Raw genomic sequence first — 1030 nt, forward strand, 5'->3', positions numbered from 1 at the left:
GCCGGCTGTTATCACGGCCATTCCGATTTAGTGCTGGTCGCTGCAGGATCAGGTCCTTCCACCCTTGGAACACCAGATTCTGCAGGAGTTCCCAAGAGCATTGCCCAGGAAGTTATCACCGTCCCTTTCAATGATATCGAACCTTTCAGGGAAGCAATGGAAAAGTGGGGAGATCAAATTGCGGGCGTACTCGTTGAACCGATTGTCGGGAATTTCGGAATCGTCGAGCCGAAAGAAGGCTTTCTGGAGCAAGTGAATGATATCGCTCACAGTGCAGGCAGCCTGGTCATTTATGACGAAGTGATTACCGCTTTTCGTTTCACGTATGGCGGAGCACAGGACATGTTAAAGGTGAAGCCTGATTTGACCGCTCTTGGCAAAATCATCGGCGGCGGCCTTCCAATCGGTGCTTACGGCGGTAAGTTGGAAATCATGGAGCAGGTAGCACCGCTCGGACCTGCCTATCAGGCTGGAACGATGGCCGGAAATCCTGCTTCCATTCTTTCAGGAATCGCATGTCTTGAAGTCCTTAAGCAAGATGGAGTTTATGAGAAAATGGATGAGCTGGGTCAGATGCTTGAAGAGGGTATTATTGCTGCAGCTGAAAAGCATGATACCCCGATTTCGATTAACCGCTTAAAAGGAGCGCTCACGCTTTATTTCACAAAAGAAAAAGTCGAAAACTACGACCAGGCAGAAGCAACAGACGGTGACATGTTCGCCAGGTTCTTCAAACTCATGCTCAACCAGGGCATCAATCTGGCACCTTCTAAATACGAAGCATGGTTCCTTACGACAGAACACACAGAAGACGATATCAACGTAACACTCGATGCAGTCAATAAAGCTTTTGCACAACTATAAAGTGTAATTTTATGCCCCCGTTCATCCACAATGAGCGGGGGCATTCATCATATTTGAACGATTTCCAGCTGTTGATTGGAGTGTAAGAGGAAGACTACTCAGGGAGAAGTGTGATCAACGCGAGACTTGTCCAGCTGCGGCGGCTAGCCCCTCGAGACGTTTCAGT

Annotated in this window: 1 protein-coding gene; it reads left to right on the plus strand. The window is 48.6% G+C overall.

Features of this window, described 5'->3' with window-relative positions:
* Positions 1 to 864, plus strand: an 864-nt coding sequence (locus HP456_RS24295) for an aminotransferase class III-fold pyridoxal phosphate-dependent enzyme (protein WP_172255780.1), incomplete at its 5' end; no start/stop codon positions are given.
* Between the last annotated feature and the right edge of the window lie 166 nt (positions 865 to 1030).

The organism is Bacillus haikouensis, assembly GCF_013179555.1.
GTDB classification, from domain to species: domain Bacteria; phylum Bacillota; class Bacilli; order Bacillales; family Bacillaceae_B; genus Rossellomorea; species Rossellomorea haikouensis_A.